19 protein-coding genes and 1 pseudogene are annotated in these 17,475 nt (G+C 60.7%); 5 read left to right on the top strand and 15 right to left on the bottom strand.

Annotated elements, in window-relative coordinates; genetic code table 11:
- Positions 1 to 24: 24 nt before the first annotated feature.
- Positions 25 to 420 carry a PLDc N-terminal domain-containing protein gene (locus ACT3UA_RS10150; RefSeq protein WP_096283416.1) on the top strand — a complete coding sequence of 132 codons (396 nt, stop codon included), beginning with the start codon at positions 25 to 27 and terminating at the stop codon, positions 418 to 420.
- A gap of 282 nt (positions 421 to 702) precedes the next feature.
- Here ACT3UA_RS10150 and ccsB read toward each other — a convergent pair whose 3' ends face one another.
- The 5 genes from ccsB to ACT3UA_RS10125 are packed head-to-tail and all read right to left on the bottom strand — an operon-like array spanning position 703 to position 5,452.
- Positions 703 to 1,773 (bottom strand): c-type cytochrome biogenesis protein CcsB, encoded by a 1,071-nt coding sequence (ccsB, locus tag ACT3UA_RS10145; RefSeq protein ID WP_096283414.1) that lies wholly within the window; start codon positions 1,771 to 1,773, stop codon positions 703 to 705.
- Entirely contained in the window at positions 1,766 to 3,394 is a 1,629-nt protein-coding gene (gene resB / locus ACT3UA_RS10140; RefSeq protein ID WP_096283412.1) for a cytochrome c biogenesis protein ResB, read from the bottom strand. The genes ccsB and resB overlap by 8 nt, the downstream gene beginning before the upstream one ends.
- The gene (locus tag ACT3UA_RS10135; protein WP_255248329.1) at positions 3,394 to 4,164 is read right to left on the bottom strand and encodes a cytochrome c biogenesis CcdA family protein; all 771 of its coding nucleotides are present in this window, start codon (positions 4,162 to 4,164) and stop codon (positions 3,394 to 3,396) included. Before ACT3UA_RS10135 ends, resB begins: the two co-directional genes overlap by 1 nt.
- On the bottom strand, positions 4,161 to 4,784 hold the full coding sequence (locus tag ACT3UA_RS10130) for a TlpA family protein disulfide reductase (protein ID WP_096283410.1): 624 nt from the start codon (positions 4,782 to 4,784) through the stop codon (positions 4,161 to 4,163). The genes ACT3UA_RS10135 and ACT3UA_RS10130 overlap by 4 nt, the downstream gene beginning before the upstream one ends.
- A gap of 5 nt (positions 4,785 to 4,789) precedes the next feature.
- Positions 4,790 to 5,452 (bottom strand): histidine phosphatase family protein, encoded by a 663-nt coding sequence (locus ACT3UA_RS10125; RefSeq protein ID WP_096283408.1) that lies wholly within the window; start codon positions 5,450 to 5,452, stop codon positions 4,790 to 4,792.
- A gap of 183 nt (positions 5,453 to 5,635) precedes the next feature.
- Here ACT3UA_RS10125 and ACT3UA_RS10120 point away from each other — a divergent pair, with 183 nt between their 5' ends.
- Positions 5,636 to 6,379, top strand: a complete 744-nt coding sequence (locus ACT3UA_RS10120; protein WP_096283406.1) for a DUF4199 domain-containing protein — start codon at positions 5,636 to 5,638, stop codon at positions 6,377 to 6,379.
- A 98-nt stretch (positions 6,380 to 6,477) separates the two neighbouring features.
- On the opposite strand, the pseudogene ACT3UA_RS10115 reads toward ACT3UA_RS10120, so the two are convergent.
- Together ACT3UA_RS10115 and ACT3UA_RS10110 are read right to left on the bottom strand one after the other, a co-directional pair.
- Positions 6,478 to 7,116 (bottom strand): annotated as a pseudogene (locus ACT3UA_RS10115) (redox-sensing transcriptional repressor Rex); the annotation flags it as partial.
- Between the two features lie 56 nt (positions 7,117 to 7,172).
- A complete protein-coding gene (locus tag ACT3UA_RS10110) occupies positions 7,173 to 7,409 on the bottom strand; it encodes a glutaredoxin family protein (RefSeq protein WP_444616349.1) in 237 nt (78 codons plus the stop codon).
- 71 nt (positions 7,410 to 7,480) lie between these two features.
- Here ACT3UA_RS10110 and ACT3UA_RS10105 point away from each other — a divergent pair, with 71 nt between their 5' ends.
- The gene (locus ACT3UA_RS10105) at positions 7,481 to 8,287 is read left to right on the top strand and encodes an HAD family hydrolase (RefSeq protein WP_096283400.1); all 807 of its coding nucleotides are present in this window, start codon (positions 7,481 to 7,483) and stop codon (positions 8,285 to 8,287) included.
- Between the two features lie 87 nt (positions 8,288 to 8,374).
- Here the strand turns inward: ACT3UA_RS10105 and ACT3UA_RS10100 are convergent, their stop codons facing one another.
- The 5 genes from ACT3UA_RS10100 to ACT3UA_RS10080 all read right to left on the bottom strand — a co-directional run bounded on the left by ACT3UA_RS10100 (position 8,375) and on the right by ACT3UA_RS10080 (position 12,284).
- Positions 8,375 to 8,473 carry a 30S ribosomal protein bS22 gene (locus ACT3UA_RS10100; protein WP_005504750.1) on the bottom strand — a complete coding sequence of 33 codons (99 nt, stop codon included), beginning with the start codon at positions 8,471 to 8,473 and terminating at the stop codon, positions 8,375 to 8,377.
- A gap of 138 nt (positions 8,474 to 8,611) precedes the next feature.
- Complete coding sequence (locus tag ACT3UA_RS10095) at positions 8,612 to 8,836, bottom strand: helix-turn-helix domain-containing protein (RefSeq protein WP_096257016.1); 225 nt, start codon at positions 8,834 to 8,836, stop codon at positions 8,612 to 8,614.
- A 262-nt stretch (positions 8,837 to 9,098) separates the two neighbouring features.
- Positions 9,099 to 10,442, bottom strand: coding sequence for an NADP-specific glutamate dehydrogenase (gene gdhA, locus ACT3UA_RS10090; protein ID WP_096283398.1), 1,344 nt, complete (start codon positions 10,440 to 10,442; stop codon positions 9,099 to 9,101).
- Positions 10,443 to 10,636: 194 nt separating this feature from the next.
- A complete protein-coding gene (locus tag ACT3UA_RS10085; protein WP_444616304.1) occupies positions 10,637 to 11,086 on the bottom strand; it encodes an ArsR/SmtB family transcription factor in 450 nt (149 codons plus the stop codon).
- An 82-nt stretch (positions 11,087 to 11,168) separates the two neighbouring features.
- A complete protein-coding gene (locus ACT3UA_RS10080) occupies positions 11,169 to 12,284 on the bottom strand; it encodes an acetoin utilization protein AcuC (RefSeq protein WP_444616347.1) in 1,116 nt (371 codons plus the stop codon).
- A gap of 242 nt (positions 12,285 to 12,526) precedes the next feature.
- Between ACT3UA_RS10080 and ACT3UA_RS10075 the strand changes: the two genes are divergently transcribed.
- Both ACT3UA_RS10075 and ACT3UA_RS10070 read left to right on the top strand, forming a co-directional pair.
- On the top strand, positions 12,527 to 13,960 hold the full coding sequence (locus ACT3UA_RS10075; RefSeq protein ID WP_444616302.1) for a TrkH family potassium uptake protein: 1,434 nt from the start codon (positions 12,527 to 12,529) through the stop codon (positions 13,958 to 13,960).
- Positions 13,961 to 13,967: 7 nt separating this feature from the next.
- A complete protein-coding gene (locus tag ACT3UA_RS10070; RefSeq protein ID WP_444616345.1) occupies positions 13,968 to 14,624 on the top strand; it encodes a potassium channel family protein in 657 nt (218 codons plus the stop codon).
- A gap of 74 nt (positions 14,625 to 14,698) precedes the next feature.
- Here ACT3UA_RS10070 and proC read toward each other — a convergent pair whose 3' ends face one another.
- The 3 genes from proC to ACT3UA_RS10055 are packed head-to-tail and all read right to left on the bottom strand — an operon-like array spanning position 14,699 to position 17,447.
- Positions 14,699 to 15,541 carry a pyrroline-5-carboxylate reductase gene (gene proC, locus ACT3UA_RS10065; protein WP_444616300.1) on the bottom strand — a complete coding sequence of 281 codons (843 nt, stop codon included), beginning with the start codon at positions 15,539 to 15,541 and terminating at the stop codon, positions 14,699 to 14,701.
- A 4-nt stretch (positions 15,542 to 15,545) separates the two neighbouring features.
- Positions 15,546 to 16,403 carry a sugar phosphate isomerase/epimerase family protein gene (locus ACT3UA_RS10060; RefSeq protein ID WP_255248328.1) on the bottom strand — a complete coding sequence of 286 codons (858 nt, stop codon included), beginning with the start codon at positions 16,401 to 16,403 and terminating at the stop codon, positions 15,546 to 15,548.
- A 24-nt stretch (positions 16,404 to 16,427) separates the two neighbouring features.
- On the bottom strand, positions 16,428 to 17,447 hold the full coding sequence (locus tag ACT3UA_RS10055) for a Ppx/GppA phosphatase family protein (RefSeq protein WP_096283389.1): 1,020 nt from the start codon (positions 17,445 to 17,447) through the stop codon (positions 16,428 to 16,430).
- Between the last annotated feature and the right edge of the window lie 28 nt (positions 17,448 to 17,475).

Here is a 17,475-nt window from a genome sequence, read left to right as displayed (position 1 = left end):
CCAGAAAGTCATTAGACTAGAGGCATGGTCCGCATCATTATTTTTGCCGCACTCATTTCGGTGGCGCTCATGATCTACACATTGATCGAGTGTGCCCGCACCGAGCGACATCGGGTGCGCTCCCTGCCCAAAACGGCATGGCTAGTCATCATCATTCTCCTGCCCCTGCTCGGGCCGGGATTGTGGTTTGTTTTAGGTCGTCCAACTGCGGGGGCAAGCAAGTTCCCGGACACGCAGAATGCTCCCGACGACGACGAGGATTTCCTCCGCCAGCTGGAAATCTGGCGGCGCCAGCAGCAGCGCGAAACCGAGCTCAAAGCACGTGAGGAAGAACTCAAACGAAAAGAGCGCGAAGCGAAGAAGAAACCTAATAAGGGTAATTCTTCGGACGATTCAGATACTCCGTCCAAAGACAGCTAATTTTCAGCAAAGCGAACTGCAGGGCCCGGCTTATGCCGGGCCCTGCAGTTCTTTCTACGCAACGTTATCGATGCGGTGCTAGCCCGTGCTGATTCCAAGCCCGGAAGGCCGCTAAGCTGCCGCTGGCGGCTGTTGAGCGGCGGCTTAGCCGCGGTGGACTTCAACTTCCGGATCGGTTGATCACGACAAGGAGCTTCCCGGGCATGGAAAAGCCCCGAGGGCTGGACCTTTGGGTGGTCCGTCCCTCGGGGCTGCCCCGGCGACCGGGGTCCCGGGTGTGGGCTAGACTCCGGCGTAGGAGTGCAGGCCGTCGAAGAACATATTCACGATGGTGAAGTTGAAGATCACGCAGCCGTAACCGATGATCGACAGCCACGCCGAACGGGGCCCGGTCCAGCCACCGGTAGCTCGTGCGTGAAGGTAGCCGGCGTAGACCACCCAGATCACGAAGGACCAGACTTCCTTCGGATCCCAGCCCCAGTAGCGTCCCCAGGCCGCTTCGGCCCAGATCGCGCCGGCCATCACGGTGAAGGTCCACATGACAAACGAAATGGTATTGATCCGGTAGGCGAAGTTCTCCAGCGCGCCCGCTCCGGGAACCAAGCGCATGAATGGCAGCTTGTCCGGCTGGCCGGCGGCCAGCTTGCTCATCCGCGAGTGCTGGATCAGCTGCAGCACGTTCATGGCGAAGCTGATGGAGAACAGCGCCGCGGCGAATACCGCGATGGACACATGGATGACAATCCACGGGCTCTGCAAGGCGGGTACCAGGTGGCCCAACGGAGTGGGGAAGCCCAGGGTCGCGCCGCACAGCATCAGGGTCACCAGGCCGATGATGAAGCTGCCCATGAACCGCAGGTCCTTGAAGAACAAAACCACCAGGTACACCACGGTGACCACCAGCGCGCCGGTGGACAAGAACTCATACATGTTGCCCCACGGCACGCGGTGCGCCGCGACGCCGCGGGCGACGACCGCGAAGCCATGCATCGCCACGCCAAGCCAGGTCAGCACCACCGCGATGCGTGCGATATTGCGCGTCGAGGAGTGCTCGGTGTAGTTCATCTTGTCGTTGACGATGTCTTCGCCAACGTTGTCGGCGCGCGCCGGCTGCGCACCGCGCTTCGGGCGTTTCGGCTGCGCCACCGCGGTCGTTCCGGCACCAACGAGCATCTCGGAGTCGCGTTTTAATGCGGCCGCATCAATTTCGCTGATGCTCTTATTGCTCTTGGCCAGGTCCAGCGCGAAGAAAATGAAGGCAACCATGTAGACGAATGCCGAAAGCAACATGAACAGCTGGCTGTAGTTGCCCAGCGTTTCGTTGATTGGCGCGAGGTTTGAGCCGTTAGGCATTTACTTCTCCTTGGTCCTGCTTCTGGCTGGCCACTGGCCACTTGCTGTCAAAGATATTGTGCAACTCTGCGGATTCACGTTCAAGGCGCGGATCCTCGCCGCGGGCCAGCAGCGCGTATTCAATGCTGCGCTGCCCGTCCTCGTTCTTCAGCTTCACCCAGACGCGTCGGCGCGGAGTGAAGAGCGAGACCGCCAGCCCCGCGAGGGACAAGAAGGCGAAGATGAGGATCGGCGTTTTGCTCGGATCGTAATTCACATCCACGGCGATGAAGCGCTTCAGGTCGTCGAAGGCGATGCTCCCCTTGCCATCGGGCAGGTCATAGGTCTGCCCGGCTTCGAGCACTATGCCGCCGGAGTCGAGATTGCGTGAATTCACCTCGGTGAGGTTCTCGGTGTCCAGCACATACACGTTCTGCGGCACGCCGTCGTCGAGGCCCAGGTTTCCGGCGAAGGAGTTCAGGTGAAGCTGCGGGTTGATCGCGTTGGGATCCCCGGAGATGCCAAAGCCGGTTTCATCGACCAAGGCGGTGGGCAGCAAGAAGCCCTGGAAACCCAGCTGTTCTGGTTTCGCGTCCGGTGCCTTGATGACCATCAGGGAGGTGTACACCGAGTCCTGCGGCACCGAAACCACCGGGCCGGAGAAGGACACATCCCCGTTGCCGTCACGGACCGTCACCACCGGCGCGTAGCCGTTGCCGACCAAGTACACGTCGGCGCCGTTGATGCGCAGCGGGTGGTTGACCTTCAGCTCTTCTTTCACCGGTTCGGCATCGGCAGAACGCCGGGTCTCCACATGCGCGGTGAAATCCAGGGGCTGGCCGAAGTGCGTCTTCGATTCGCGGTCGAAGACGATGTCGAATTTGTCCAGCTTCACCGAATAGGCGGTGAGATTCTCCGGGTTGAAGCTGGTGCCCGGGGTGAAGGAATCATAGGAAACCAGCGAGTTCACGAAGGTCTCCCCCTCCACGATGACGCGCTGCCCGGCGTAGCCGAAGGCTCCGCCGATGGCCACCGAAACGAGCACACCGATCAGCGAGATGTGGAAGGTCAGATTGCCGATTTCCCGGGTGTAGCCGCGTTCGGCCGCTACCGAACGACCGGTTGCATCGGAGCGACGCTCAACACGGTAACCGCGCTTGCGCAGCACCTTGTAGGCATCATCGATGACTTCATCATCGCTAGGAGTATCCGCTTCATCTTCAACCAGCGAAAGTGAGGTGTACTGCGGCAACCGATCGAGTCGGGCGGGAGTGCGTGGCGGCGGGGTGCGCAGTGCCTGCGCGTGCTTCTTCACCCGGGGAATGATGCAACCCACCAGCGAAACGAAGAGCAGAATATAAATCGCGGAGAACCATGCGGAGGAATACACATCGAAGAGCTGGAACCGGTCAAGCCAGGGGCCGGTTGCCGGGTTCTGCTCGAGATACTCATTGACCGTCTCGGGGTTCATCGACCGCTGCGGGAAGATCGATCCCGGAACCGCAGCGACCGCGAGCAGCAGCAGCAAGAACAGGGCGGTTGGCATCGAGGTCAGTTGCGTCCAGATCCACCGCAGCGAACCAAGGAAACCCAGGGCAGGTGCGTCGCCTCGGTCTTTGCCGGTTCGTTTATTTTTCGCCATTAGATCGGCAACCTCACTTCATTGGCAAACCAGTTTTGTAATTCAGCGACCCAGGTTCCCCAGAGCCCGGAGATCATGACCAGTCCGAGCAGGATCAGCATTCCCCCACCCAGACGCATAATCAGCAGCTGATGCTTGCGGAAGAATGCCAGCGCCTGCATGCCGCGCTGCAATCCGAGGGCGATCAGGATGAACGGAAAACCCAATCCAAGGCAATAGAACACCGTCAACAGCGTTCCGCGGGCAACGTTCGCATCGGTGCCAGTGGACATGATCAGCACCGCGCTGAGCGTAGGCCCGATGCACGGGGCCCAGCCCAAACCGAAGGTCAGCCCCAGCACCGGCGCTCCCCAGAGCCCTGCCGGTGGTTTCCGATGAATTTTTCGGTCCCGTTGCATCCAGGAAATTCCGCCCATGAAGACGATGCCCATAAGCACCACGACCAGGCCCAAGGCCTGGGTTACCCAGGCGCCGTTGAACTTCAGCCACGCGGTGGCCTGGCTGAACAGCACGCCGGCCGCGATAAAGACTACCGAGAATCCGAGGACAAACAGCAGCACGCCCAGCAGGACCCGACCGCGGCGGTGCTCGCGCAGATCGGCGCCGGTCAGCCCGGTGACATAACCGAGATATCCCGGGACCAAGGGCAGAACGCACGGTGAGAGGAAGGAAACCAGTCCCGCAAGCATGGCCACCGGGGCGGCCAGCAGCAGCGACCCGTCGAGCGCAATGTCGGCGAAGGGATTCGAAGAGATCAACGGGAGGCTCACAACTCTTCGGTGAGCGCGGTGTCGATCAGGGACTTCAACGTCCCCTTTTCGATAGCACCTATGACGCGGGCGCGAACCCGTCCCTCGCGGTCCAGAACCAGCGTGGAGGGAACCGCCTGCAGTGGTACGTATTTGGTCATCGCCAATTGGATCTGGCCATCGGTGTCTTGCACGGATTCATAAGGGATTTCGAAGCTGCGCTCGAAGGCCAGCGAGGCTTCGGCCTCATCGCGGACGTTGACTCCGATGAATGGAACGTCCTCGCCAAAGTCCTCGGAGAGTTCTTTCAGGTGCGGTGCCTCGATTCGGCACGGTGCGCACGCGGCGTACCAGAAGTTCAGCACCACCGGCTTACCGCGCAGGGCCGCCAGATCGATGGGCGTGCCCTGATAGGTCTCGGAGGTCAGTTCGATTGGCTCGCTGCGCTTCGCGGGCAGATATTCCTGCACCGCGCCGTCGCCGGCGATGTAGTTTTTGTTATCTCCGGAGCGCGCCTGCTTGGCTAGCGGATCCTCGGTGACCGAGCATGCGGCCAGCGGCACAGCCGCCGCGGCAACCAGCATCGAGCGCAGCATGGTGCGACGATTCAGGAAGCGAGGATTCTGCGAGGATTCATTCATTTGGCTTAGGCTCCAGGGATGTTCGCCGCGCCCGCCAGCAGGTCTGGGCTCGGTTCGGTGTAATTCACGGAGCGAAGTTCGTCTCCGTCAAACTCAAAACTCGTTATTGAGCTCAGCGTGCATTCGCGCTGGCGTGGGTCATGCCAGAGCGGCTTGCCTTCACCGGCGCGCCGGGTCACCCAGATAGGCAGCTGGTGGCTGACGATAATGATCTCGGCGCCGTCGCCGTGTTCGGCCACCGCCGCCTGGCGCTGGTCGTCCATGGCCTGTCGCATGCGAGCGACCTGCGCGGCGTACGGTTCGCCCCATGAGGGTTTCAGCGGATTGCGCAGCAGCGGCCAGTACCGCGGATTCTTCAGGTGGGTTTTGATCTGGGCCAGGCCTTCAAAGCTGTTGCCTGCTTCGATCACCCGATCATCGGTAATGATGGGCAGGCCCAGAGCCTGGGCCGCAGGTTGCGCGGTCTGCTGCGCACGAAGCAGCGGGGAGGCGACCAGGCGGACCACACGGGCGCCTTCGGCCTGACGCTTGGCGAAGTACTCTCCGGCTCGATCCGCCATCTGGAAACCCAGCTCGGAAAGGCCATAGCCCGGGATCCGGCCATACAACACGCGGTTCGGGTTGAAAACTTCCCCATGGCGCAACAAATGAACGGTTGAAACTGGCATGGTTACAGTCTCTCAAACAATCAACCTAAAAGATGAAAATTGTGGCCACGATCAAGTATTCACAGCCTCTGCATGGGATTCCCATATCAAAAAACCATCCTTTCGGAGGGGCACATCACAAACGCCACGGACTAGGCTAGTAGTTAGAGTTACTCACCGTTTAGCAGCAATCAAAGGACGATCATGAGCACCAACGATCCGAACCAGCCAGGCCAGCCCTATGACCCGTCAGCCGGGTCCGGGAGTTCGAACCCGAACCCCTACGGCGAAAATCCCTACGGTGGGCAGCCGACCCCCTATGGTCAGCCGGCAGCGCAGCAGCTTCCGCAGTTCCAGCAGCAAGGTGGCTACGCTCCGGTTCAGCCGCCTGCCGAACGTCCCAAGACCTTGCAGATGGCGTTTATTTTCATCATGCTTGCCGGGGTGCTCAGCGCCGTAGCCAGCTGGCTGATCAACAGCACCAACCTCTTCGGCAATATGGTGCGTTCGCAGTGGACCATGTTCGAAGATCAGATGCGCATGCAGATGGAGTCTTCCAACGACGCCGCGATGAATGCAGAGATCGAACGCATGATAGAAAACCCGGACACTTTCCTGGCGCAGATCACTTCCACAATGACCACCTTCACCGTGGTGGGCATGTTCATCACGCTCATCGCCTACTTCCTGGTCGGCTTCTTCGTCGGTCGAGGGGTCCGCGCGATGCGGATCATCGCCACGATCTTGGCGGCCATCTCCGTAGTTGGCATGCTGATCAGCCTGCCGATGTTCAGCATGTACGCCAATGCAGCTGATGCCACGATGATCAATGTGGTCTACGCCCTTGGATTCATTGCGGGCATCGTCGGCGTGGTCTTCGCCTGGTTGCCGGCTTCCTCGCAGTACATCGCGCAGCGCCGCCAGGCGCGCCGGGCTGGCTACCGCTAAACCGTTCGGGTCCTCGGACCCAGCGCTGAAAAAGGCGTAGGCCGTGGCTCAGCTGAGCCACGGCCTACGCCTTTGGATTTTAACTGCCCGGTTGCCGCCTAGCGTTGTACCGCGTGGTAGGCCAGGATCTGCAGCTCGGTGGACAGGTCCACGCGGCGCACGATCATGCCTGCCGGAATGCGCAGCGGCTGTGGCGCGAAGCTGAGCACCGACTTCACCCCATGCTCCGCAAGCGCGTCGATCAGCCCCTGGGCCGCGACTCCGGGCACCGCTAGCACCGCGATGTTGATCTGTTCCCGCCGGATCACCGCGCCGAGCTCATCGACCGGTTCCACGACAAAATCGCCGACCTCGCTTCCGACCAGGGATTCAGCCGTATCGAGGATGGCGCGTACCTGGAAACCTCGGCTGGCAAAACCTGCGTAGCCGCTCAAGGCACGTCCGAGGTTACCGGCACCGAGGATGGCCACACGCCAATCCTGGTTCAGGCCCAAGGTCCGGTTGATGTGTTCGGCCAGCTCTGTCACCACATATCCGACGCCACGAGTTCCATAGGAACCGAGCAAGGAAAGATCTTTGCGCAGGATCGCCGGGTTCACTCCGGCTTCCTTGGCCAGCACACCCGAGCTGGTGCGTTCCACGCCCTGGGCTTCGAACGCATTGAGCGCACGCAAATACTGGGTCAGGCGGGTCAGCGTCGCTTCGGGCAGAACCCGCGGTTCAAGTTCAGCCATGCGCCGCTGCGCTGTTCTTCGAGCGGTCCGGTAAACGCATCAAGGGGCCTCTCATGCCATTAGCTGCCCAACAGGCGTTCGAGCCGCTTGGCATCGATGGTCCAGAAGTCCCGAACCTGACCATCAACGAGAAGCACTGGTACCTCTTCGTGGTGGCGGGCCAGCAGTTCGGGGTGCTCGTCGATGTCTATTTCGGAGAACTCCATGTTCATCCGTTCGGTGACGTCTTTGACTGTCGCCCTGGCGGCCACGCACAAATGGCATCCTTGGCGCACCAGCAACTGGATCTCATGCATTTTACTCACCTGTCCATAATCTCACGAGCCGCAACCAGCGTCTAAGTCGGCAATGAAATAAACTGGATCAAATGCAGTCTTCAGAGCACCTCACCAGCCAGAACACGTCTGCGCCACGCGACGTCGTTGCCGCCTTCTTCGACGTAGACAACACCATGGTCCGTGGTGCCTCGCTATATTTGCTGGCCCGGAAGATGCATCAGCGTCGCTTCTTCCAGTTACGCGAGATTCTTTGGTTTGCCCTCAAGCAGCTGCGCTTTGCCGCCCGCGGTGAGCATCTGGGCGACATCCATCAGATTCGCGACCGTGCGCTGCTGATGGCCAAGGGCATTTCGGTCGCCGAGATGGCGCAGATTGGCCAGGAAATCTATGACGAGTACATCGAGCCCAAACTGTGGAAGGGCACGGTCTCCATCGCCCATCAGCATCGCGCGGTGGGCCGAGAAGTTTGGCTGGTCACCGCGACCCCGCTGGAAGTAGCGAACGTCATATCCGAACGCTTGGAACTCACCGGCGCCTTAGGGACCGTGGTTGAAAGCGTGGATGGAAAATACACCGGCGCGCTGGCCACCCCGATCTTGCATGCAGCCGAAAAAGCTCAGGCCGTTCGTACGCTGGCTAGGGAACGTGGAATCAAGCTTTCCAAGTCCTGGGCGTACTCGGATTCCTACAACGATGTGCCGCTGCTTGAGGCGGTGGGGCATCCGGTTGCGATCAACCCGGACGCGCGGCTGAGGGCCTACGCCAAGCGTCGCGGATGGCAGGTCTACGACTTCCGCACCGGGCAGCGTGCAGCACGGATCAGCCTGCGTCTGGCCGGCGTGCTGGGCGCAGTGTGGGCCGCGAAGCGTTCGCTGCCAAACCGCCGCGGGAAATAGCTGGGGAAAAAGCAATCGCCACCGTCAAGGTCAAGCCTTGATACGGTGGCGATAATTGCCAAGAGGCAAATGCTGCTTGAAGCAGATTTACTTCTTATTACGACGCTGGTGACGAGTTTTACGAAGCAATTTACGGTGCTTCTTCTTCGACATACGCTTACGGCGCTTCTTGATAACAGAGCCCATAGTGGTTCCTCACAAACTAAATAAATATGTCAACCAAAATGTAGGCCTAAGAACAAGCATAAGCCACAAGGTTGACCGGACGTTAAACGTTCCTTAATAGATTACCCGCTTTTCGGTCATGCTCTGACCATCGCGCGGCTATCGACCGAGGGAACCTGTTCCTCGCTGCGGATCAATCGCCGCAGCTTGCAGGTAGGCTTCCACTGCGTTTTCCGGAACGCGATAGGAGCGACCGAATTGAACAGCAGGCAAGTCGCCTGCATGAATCAGGCGATAAACCGTCATTTTGGAAACACGCATCATCTCGGCCACTTCAGCGACCGTCATGAAACGGGCTCCTGCAAAATTCTGTTTATCCGCCATAGGGGAATTTCTCCTGACGCTGATCTCTGATTCGTCGTTTATTTTGCTCGCGTGAACAAATACGACTTGGGATCAACATCGGCAATCATATTCACGTTCGCTCGATTCCAGTCTAGTCGCACTTACGTAACTTTTGCATCACGGAACACACCTGAACCACATTTAGATCTCAAATAGGAGCTTTTAAAGGCTGTTGGCCGCTGTCCCGATGCCAAGCATGGCGTCGGGACAGCGGCCAACAGGTCGCTTGCGAGTCGAGGGACTAGATCAGGCCCTGAGCCAGCATTGCGTCGGCTACCTTGACGAAGCCGGCGATATTGGCGCCGGCGACGTAGTTGCCTGGCACCCCGTATTCGTCGGCGGTGGTGGCGCAACGCTCGTGAATGCCGACCATGATCTCGGTCAGACGAAGCTCGGTGTGCTCGAAGGTCCACGAGTCACGGCTGGCATTCTGCTGCATTTCCAGCGCAGAAGTGGCCACGCCACCGGCGTTTGCGGCCTTGCCCGGGCCAAAGAGGATGCCGGCATCCTGGAATACCGAGGTCGCCTCGGCGGTGGTTGGCATATTCGCGCCTTCGGCCACGGCGATAGTTCCCGCGGCAACCATCTTCTTCGCCGAGGCTGCTCCAAGTTCATTCTGCGTGGCACACGGCAGGGCTACCGCGCCCTGCACGTCCCAGACGTTTCCGTCGGCCACGTAGGATACTTTCTTGCTTCCGCGACGCTCGGCGTATTCGCTGATGCGTCCGCGCTCGACCTCCTTGATCTGGCGCAGCAGTTCAAGGTCGATGCCATTTTCGTCGACGATGAATCCGCTGGAATCCGAGGCGGTAATTACCTTCGCGCCCAGATCCTGAGCCTTCTCGATGGCGTGCAGTGCCACATTCCCGGACCCCGAAACGACCACGCGCTGGCCGTCGAAGCTCATCCCGCGGGTTTTGAGCATCTCTTCGGTGAAGATCACCGCGCCGTAGCCGGTGGCTTCCGGGCGTACCAATGAGCCGCCCCAGCTCAGCCCCTTACCGGTGAGCACGCCAGATTCGTAGCGGTTGGTGATTCGCTTGTACTGGCCGAAGAGGTAACCGATCTCACGGCCACCGACTCCAATGTCACCGGCTGGCACGTCGGTGTATTCGCCGATATGACGGTAGAGCTCGGTCATAAACGACTGGCAGAAGCGCATCACTTCGCCGTCGGTCTTCCCGCGCGGGTCAAAGTCCGAGCCGCCCTTGCCGCCACCAATTGGCATACCGGTCAGGGAGTTCTTGAAGATCTGTTCGAAGCCAAGGAACTTGACGATGCCCAGATATACCGAGGGATGGAACCGCAGTCCGCCCTTGTATGGGCCCAGCGCGGAGTTGAACTCGACACGGAAACCGCGGTTGATCTGCACACGGCCCTGATCGTCGACCCAAGGCACGCGGAAAATGATCTGGCGTTCTGGCTCGCACAGGCGCTGAAGAATAGCGGCCTCTGCATACTCTGGGTGCTTCTGTGACACCGCTTCGAGGCTCTCGAAGACTTCGGTCACGGCCTGGTGGAATTCTGCCTCACCGGGATTACGGCGGAAGACTTCGTCGCGAATACTCGCTAGTTGCTTGTCCAAGTTTTTCTCCTCATCACTTGGGGCAGGCCTCAGGGGCGCGCAAAAGCCCACCGGCCCGGCAACTCTGCCCCACGCAAGAGAATGCCATGCCTGACATTCTCAATGAAAATTCTTTGTTACATACAGCGCTCGCCTGCGTAACGTAAATATCACCGAGCGCAATGCCCGAATCCGCTTTTACTCAGGTCAGATGGTTAACGTCGACGGCCGAAGCGTGGGATGCGCTCCAATATTTCTTGCGCTCTCCCCGTGACTTGTTCGAGCCCCCGCCCTACACTGCGTCCGAGCTGATGAGCTGCGGCTGGAAGTGCATTGGCGTCCTGCGGATCTTGAATCAGGTCCAGGTCCACCGGCACCAGCTCCGCCGCCGACTCCTCGGCCGGCAAAAACTCGACGCACCAGGACACCAAGGTGTCGATCGCTTCGCACTGCACACTGTAGATGCGGCGTTGGCCCTGGGCGGTCATGCTGACCAGGTCAGCTTCACGCAGAACCTTCAGGTGCTTGGAGACGGTCGGTTGAGATATCTCCAGCTGAACCACCAAGGCACCAACCGCCATCGGCTCGATCTTTAGCGCCTCGATGATCTTGCGTCGGGTTGGTTCTGCCAATGCAGAAAATACTTCGTCAATAGCCACAGACATTACCCTATCGGCATATGGCCTTACAGGAACGAATTTTTTGCCCCTGTTGAGGGTCGAGATTGATCACAGGAAAGCGAACGCCTTAGTCAAACCACGGGTCCAGTCCATAGAGCGGGAAAACTTCCTTACGCGTGGCGATGATCGTACGGTCCACCGGATCGGCCGGGTCATAGCCGACCTCCCAGTTCCGCCACCACAATTGGGCGTCGTCCCCCATCAGGTACGGCACCGCTCGGCCGTAGGTTTCCAGCACATGGCGCCGGAAGCCCTCCGGAACATAGGTGCGCAACGCAATGGGCTTGCCGGCGGCGATGGCCGTCAGGTGGGTCCAGGTGCGCGGCACTACGCCGGTGACGTTGTAGCCGCCGCCTCCGGTAGCCAGCCAGCGGCCCTGGCATACTTCGTCAGCCAGCTGGGAGATGTCCAGAGCCACCTGGCGCTGGGCATCCACCGATAGCTTCAGATTGGTCATGTCGTCATCGCGATGGGCGTCGCAGCCGTGCTGGGACACGATGACCTCCGGATTGAAGGCGCGCACCAGCTGCGGAACCACCGCGTGGAAGGCGCGCATCCACGCGGCATCCCCGGTCATCGCGGGCAATGCGATATTCACCGCGCTGCCCTCGGCCTGCGGGCCTCCGGTCTCGTTGGCGAACCCCGTGCCGGGAAAGAGCGAAAGCCCCGACTCATGGATGGAAATCGTCAAGACCCGGTCATCGTCCCAGAAGATCGCTTCGGTGCCGTCTCCATGGTGGGCGTCGACATCGATATAGCAAACACGTTTCGCGCCGCGCTCCAGCATGCGGTGAATGGCTGCGGCGGCATCGTTGAAGATGCAGAATCCGCTGGCCTTGTTGCGCTTGGCATGATGCATTCCGCCGGCGAAGTTCACCGCGCGCACGGTTGATTCATCCATGATCGCCTCCGCGGCGATCACCGAACCGCCCACGATCCGCGCGGCCGCCTCATACATCCCGGCAAAGACCGGGTCATCTTCGGTTCCCAAACCAAAGTCGACCGCAATCTGCGTGGGGTCGGCGCTGACCTGCTTCACCTGATCCAGATACTCCTGGTCATGAACGGTTCGCAGCACTGCGTCGCCGGCGACCTCGGGGGCCGAGATGCTCACCGTCGGAGCATCATAAACTTCAAGCTGCTCGCTGAGCCGATGGGTCAGTTCAAGCCTGGCGGGGTGCATTGGATGGTAGTCGCTGAACTTGTACTTCAAATACTGTTCATCCCAGAGCACCAAGGTGGGTTGCGGCGCATGTCGAGGTTCTAACACCCTTGTAGGCTACCCGATTGTGATCCTTGTAACCCATTTATGGCCGTCCGGGACAATTTGCACGTGTTTCGCGGGCCCAAGACGAGCGCATTCGGTTGCGAACGCGTAAATTACAAGGAGAACCCTCCGTCCCAACGAAATGGCGAATTTAGGCGATGAGCACCCAGAGCGAACCGCGCGACAAGGCGCGGGTAGCTGAATTACGCGAAAAGCGGCGCAAGCGGTGGCTGGAGTTGCGCGTGCGGATCGCTGACTTCACCGTCCGCTCCCCCGCACGCTTGGCCCTAGGCGCCTTCCTCGTGGCCATCGCGATATTCACTTCCCTGCTGGCGGCACCGTTCTCCTCGGCTTCCGGGGAAGCGACCGCATTGCACGACGCGCTGTTCACCGCCGTCTCGGCGGTCTGCGTCACCGGCCTGACCACGGTCTCCACCGCGGTCCACTGGTCCTTCGCCGGGCAGCTGATCATGATCATCGGCGCCTTCATGGGCGGGCTGGGAATCCTGACCCTGGCCTCGATCCTCTCCCTGGCGGTCTCGCGCAAGCTCGGCGTGCGCGGCAAGCTGATGGCGCAGAATTCCATGAACACCACCGGGGCTTCCGCCCTGGGCGAGGTCGGCTCGCTGCTGCGCATCGTGATCCTGACGGCGGTCAGCCTGCAGGCGTTGATTGCGCTGCTGCTGGTCCCGCGCTTCGCGGTGCTCGGCGAAAACCTGCCTTCGGCCATCTGGCACGGGGTGTTCTACGCGGTCTCCTCCTTCAACAACGCCGGCTTCACCCCGCACTCCGACGGGCTGGTGCCCTACGGAACGGACTTGTGGATCCTCGGCCCGCTGATGTTCGGGGTGTTCCTGGGTTCCCTGGGCTTCCCCGTGATCATGGTGCTGCTCGTCCACCGGTTCAATGCGAAGAAATGGAATCTGCACACCAAGCTCACCCTGATGGTGACCCTGATCCTGCTGGTCGCCGGCGCCCTGCTGTGGCTCGTGGTCGAATGGAACAATCCGCGCACCATTGGGACCATGGATTCCGGCGACAAGCTCGTCCACGGCCTGTTCGCCTCGGTGATGACCCGTTCTGGCGGATTCAACCTCGTGGACCAAAACGACATGAGCCAGGTCTCGGTGCTCATCACCGATGCGCTGATGTTCGCCGGCGGCGGTTCGGCCTCCACGGCCGGCGGCATCAAGGTGACCACGATCGCCGTGATGTTCCTGGCGATCATGGCCGAGGTGCGCGGCGAGCGCGATGCGAAGGCTTTCGGCCGGCGCATCCCGGAAGGCACCATGCGCGTGGCGGTGTCGGTGGTCGCCCTCGGCGCCACCCTGGTGATGGTGTCCACCGGCTTGCTGCTGGCCATCGACCAGGAGGTCGGCTTCTCCCGCGCGTTGTTCGAATCGATCTCCGCATTCGGTACCGTAGGACTGAGCATGGGAGTCTCCGCAGAGATGCCTCCCGCAGGCAAATACGTACTGAGCGCCCTCATGTTCGCCGGACGTATCGGAAGCATCACCTTGGCAAGCGCCTTGACCATGCGGCATCGCGATACGCTGTATAGCCTCCCCGAAGAAAGGCCGATCATTGGCTGAGAAAAGTATGGAGCACAACGCCCCGGTGCTCGTCATCGGGCTGGGACGCTTCGGCGCCTCGGTGGCCGAAACCCTGGTCAAGCAGGGCCGCGAGGTGCTCGCCATCGAGCGCAGCCCGGAATTGGTCCAGCAATGGGCCAGCACGCTGACCCACGTGGTGGCGGCCGACGCCACCAATATCGATGCGCTGCGCCAGCTGGGCGCTCAGGAGTTCAGCTCCGCGGTGGTCGGAGTGGGCACCTCGATCGAGTCCTCCGTGCTGATCACCGTGAATCTGGTGGATCTGGGGATCGAGCACCTCTGGGTGAAGGCGATTACGCCGTCCCACGGCAAGATCCTCACCCGCATCGGCGCGAACCATGTGATTTATCCGGAGGCCGATGCCGGGGTTCGCGCGGCCCACCTGGTCGGTGGACGCATGCTGGACTTCATCGAGTTCGATGATGGCTTCGCGATTGTGAAGATGTACCCGCCAAAGGAAACCCAGGGCTTCACGCTGGCCGAATCGAAGGTGCGCTCCAAATACGGGATCACCATCGTCGGGGTGAAAACCCCGGGCGAGGACTTCACCTACGCGGTGCCGGACACGATGGTCACGAGGCGTGACATATTGATCGTCTCCGGGCATGTGGACCTGCTCGAACGCTTCGCCGCCCGCCCCTAAACGGGCGTAGCTACGGCTATGGCGCCGGTACCCCAGTTCGGGGTGCCGGCGCCATAGAACGTTAAATCGCTGGACTAGCCGAGTTCTGCGCTGAGCTGCGCGGCACGCGCGGCGGCGGCCTTTGCCCCGGCTTCGATAATCGCTGGAATCCCCTGCGCATCGAAGGTCAGAATCGCTTGCTCGGTGGTGCCCTTGGGGCTCGTGACCGCACGGCGCATATCTGCCGGGTTGGCCTGCGGGTCAGCGAGCATCTTGCCTGCCCCGGCCACGGTGGCACGCGCCAGATCCATGGCGAGCTTCTCGTCGAGCCCCATGGCGATCCCGGCGTTGGTCATCGCTTCGGCCAGGTAGAAGCCATAGGCCGGGCCGGAGCCCGAGATCGCCCCGAGCGCATTTTGCTGCGACTCGTCGATCACGTGGACCTCCCCGGAACCGGCAAAGAGCTCGGCGACCAGGTTGATTTGCGTCTCGCTCACTGCCTGGCCGGCGCTCAAGCCGACGACTCCGGAACCAACCATCAGCGGCGTGTTCGGCATGGAACGGATCACCGGCTGTCCATCGCGCAACTGCCCCTGCATGGTGGCAAGGGTAATCGCCGCGGCCACCGAGACCACCACGGTCTGCGCAGGCAAGGCTTCGGAAATCTCGGCGCAGAGCGCGGTAATCCCTACCGGCTTCACCCCGAGGAAAACGATGTCCGCTTCGGCGGCGGCCTTCGTATTCGCTTCGGGATCTTCGTCGCCGATCAGCACGTTGATGCCCAGTTCGCGCAATTGCGCGGCACGGTTGTCGCTGCGCAGGGTTGCGGTAATTTTCTTCGGGTCATGTCCGGCACCCAAGATACCGCGCAGGATCGCGCCGTTCATTGAGCCCGTGCCCAAAAATGCGAGTCGGAGATTATTCGTAGCTTCGCTCATACAGTTATTTTGTCACCCGTTCAGAGTCTTGATTAATTGACAGATGCTGGCGTGCAAATTCGAGCGTCTGGCCCAGCCATTCTTCTTTTTGCCCCGCCTGCTTGGCCTTGCGCGTCGATACTTCCACCGCGACCACGCCATCCCACTGGGAATCGCGCAAGAAATTCAGCGATTCAACGACAGGCTGCGTACCCAATCCGGGCACCAAATGCTCATCCTTGCCGTTATCCAACCCATCACACAGGTGGACGTGGGTCAACCTGTCCCCCAGGTCCTCAAACGCTTGGCGAGAGTTCATCGTTGCAATGGCCGCATGGGAAAAGTCCCAAGTGACATGGCGATAGTCCTCGGGGACCGGGTTCCAATGCGGCAGATACATCTTGGAGGACTCACGTCCGCGGCTGCGCCACGGGTACATGTTTTCAACCGCGATTTTCATGCCAGTGGAGTCGGTCAGCCGGCGTACGCCCTCGACGAATCCTTCGGCATAGTTCCCCTGCCAACGAAACGGCGGGTGCGCAACAACCACGCTGGCTCCTACCGCTTTCGCCAGGATCACCGATCGCTCGATTTTTGCCCACGCCGAACCCCAGACCTGCTGGGTAAGCAGCAGGGTTGGCGCGTGTATCGCCATAATAGGCAATTGGTATTTGTCCATCAGGGCCATCAGCGCGGTGGCTGACTGACTGGCCTGGTTGCCGGTCACCAACACCTCAAGCCCGTCGTAGCCCACGTCCTTGGCTATCGCGAAGGCGTCATGTACGGTCAGCGGATAGACCGAGGCACTGGATAGTGTCACCGGTACCCGAGGTACACGCTGCTGGTCTTCCATATCCGACCCCTCCTCGTCGCGCCGCTGCATAGCGGCGCCTTTTCCAGTGAAGCGCTAGGCCGTAGGTTCGCCAAGACTTAAGGTCTTCAACGAGCCCAAGGCAACCTCTCCTACCCCCACGCTACTACTGAGCGGTGTCGAAGAGTCAAACATCACGTGATCAAAACGTCGCAGCATGAGACCTTCGCGTAACGCCCAAGGGCAGATGCGGACACTTTTGAGTTTTAATGCGCTCATCGCCTCATGAGCAACGATCGCACCGGCGAGCAGCTGCGGGGCGCGGATTTCCGAAACGCCCGGCAGTTCGGCGCGTTCGTCCCAGCTCATCGCGGTCAGCCGGTTGGTCCAGAGTTTCAGCGAGTCGCGGTGCAGCACGCGTTTGACGTATGGCCCCTCCCCGCTGGGGGCGGATCCGGTGATCCGCGACAGCGACCGGAAGGTTTTCGAGGTGGCCGTGGCCAGCGTGGGCTTGCCGTATTGGCGCAGCTCGGTGGTCGGGTCGGTGAGCACATCACGCACGTAGTTGCGCAGCTCCCGGACTTCCTTGATCGAAGGCAAATCGTTGGGCAGCCATTCGCGGGTCAGCCTGCCGGCGCCCAGCGGCACGGAGAAGGCGACCTGGGGGAATTCGTCGGTGCCCACCGCAAGTTCGAGCGAACCACCGCCCATATCCAGGTTGAGGATCGATTCGGACGACCAGCCGAACCAGCGGCGCACCGAGTAGAAGGTCATTCCGGCTTCTTCTTCGCCGGAAAGCTCCATCAGGCTCACACCGGTTTCCCGGCTCACCCGTTCGAGCACCGCTACGCCATTGGAGGATTCCCGAATGGCAGAGGTGCAAAATCCCATGAAGTCTTCGACCCGATGGCTTTTGGCGAACTCGGCTGCCTCCTTGATGAAGGCGATGAGTTCTTGCTGCCCCTCTTCGGTGATGGCGCCATACTCGTTGAGGTAGCGCACCAGCGACAACGGTCGTTTATGCGAGGCATAAGAGACCGGTCGGGCGCCTGGGTAGGCGTCCACCAATAATAGGTGGACGGTATTCGAACCAATATCCAAAACGCCAAGTCTCATGGTGCGCTCCTCAACTCAGAGACGAAGT

Source organism: Glutamicibacter sp. 363, assembly GCF_052379505.1.
Taxonomy (GTDB): domain Bacteria; phylum Actinomycetota; class Actinomycetes; order Actinomycetales; family Micrococcaceae; genus Glutamicibacter.
This window is presented reverse-complemented; position numbering and strand designations above follow the sequence as displayed.

Coding starts and splice junctions, on each gene's coding strand:
- ACT3UA_RS10150 (WP_096283416.1), top strand. CDS start 25: ATGGTCCGCATCATTATTTTTGCCGCACTCATTTCGGTGGCGCTCATG.
- ccsB (WP_096283414.1), bottom strand. CDS start 1,773: ATGCCTAACGGCTCAAACCTCGCGCCAATCAACGAAACGCTGGGCAAC.
- resB (WP_096283412.1), bottom strand. CDS start 3,394: ATGGCGAAAAATAAACGAACCGGCAAAGACCGAGGCGACGCACCTGCC.
- ACT3UA_RS10130 (WP_096283410.1), bottom strand. CDS start 4,784: ATGAATGAATCCTCGCAGAATCCTCGCTTCCTGAATCGTCGCACCATG.
- ACT3UA_RS10125 (WP_096283408.1), bottom strand. CDS start 5,452: ATGCCAGTTTCAACCGTTCATTTGTTGCGCCATGGGGAAGTTTTCAAC.
- ACT3UA_RS10120 (WP_096283406.1), top strand. CDS start 5,636: ATGAGCACCAACGATCCGAACCAGCCAGGCCAGCCCTATGACCCGTCA.
- ACT3UA_RS10110 (WP_444616349.1), bottom strand. CDS start 7,409: ATGCATGAGATCCAGTTGCTGGTGCGCCAAGGATGCCATTTGTGCGTG.
- ACT3UA_RS10105 (WP_096283400.1), top strand. CDS start 7,481: ATGCAGTCTTCAGAGCACCTCACCAGCCAGAACACGTCTGCGCCACGC.
- ACT3UA_RS10100 (WP_005504750.1), bottom strand. CDS start 8,473: ATGGGCTCTGTTATCAAGAAGCGCCGTAAGCGTATGTCGAAGAAGAAG.
- ACT3UA_RS10095 (WP_096257016.1), bottom strand. CDS start 8,836: ATGGCGGATAAACAGAATTTTGCAGGAGCCCGTTTCATGACGGTCGCT.
- ACT3UA_RS10085 (WP_444616304.1), bottom strand. CDS start 11,086: ATGTCTGTGGCTATTGACGAAGTATTTTCTGCATTGGCAGAACCAACC.
- ACT3UA_RS10080 (WP_444616347.1), bottom strand. CDS start 12,284: ATGCACCCCGCCAGGCTTGAACTGACCCATCGGCTCAGCGAGCAGCTT.
- ACT3UA_RS10075 (WP_444616302.1), top strand. CDS start 12,527: ATGAGCACCCAGAGCGAACCGCGCGACAAGGCGCGGGTAGCTGAATTA.
- ACT3UA_RS10070 (WP_444616345.1), top strand. CDS start 13,968: ATGGAGCACAACGCCCCGGTGCTCGTCATCGGGCTGGGACGCTTCGGC.
- proC (WP_444616300.1), bottom strand. CDS start 15,541: ATGAGCGAAGCTACGAATAATCTCCGACTCGCATTTTTGGGCACGGGC.
- ACT3UA_RS10060 (WP_255248328.1), bottom strand. CDS start 16,403: ATGCAGCGGCGCGACGAGGAGGGGTCGGATATGGAAGACCAGCAGCGT.
- ACT3UA_RS10055 (WP_096283389.1), bottom strand. CDS start 17,447: ATGAGACTTGGCGTTTTGGATATTGGTTCGAATACCGTCCACCTATTA.